Annotated in this window: 1 pseudogene; it reads left to right on the plus strand. The window is 71.4% G+C overall.

The window, feature by feature from the left end:
• Positions 1-301 (plus strand): annotated as a pseudogene (locus ACYQ1K_RS27990) (hypothetical protein); the annotation flags it as partial.

Genomic DNA, 301 nt, shown 5'->3' on the forward strand with positions numbered 1-301 from the left:
ACTCCCCGACTTCTGGCGACGGGTGCAGCACCTCGAGGTCGAGCCCTGGATCGCCCGCAAGATCACCCGGATGACCCGCACCCTCACCCCCGACCAAGTCGGCGAGATCGACGCCCTGGTCACCGAGCATGCCCTGGAGTCCCCCGCCCGGCTGATCCGGCTTGTCGAGACCGCCGTCATCGCCCTCGACGCCGAGGCCGAACGCGCCCGACAAGACCAAGCCCGCCGCCGACGCGGCGTCTGGCTCCTCCAACCCCGCCCCGGCGAGGACGAGGACGACCAGTTGGCTGGGCTACGCACG

This window comes from Nocardioides sp. AN3 (assembly GCF_054653495.1).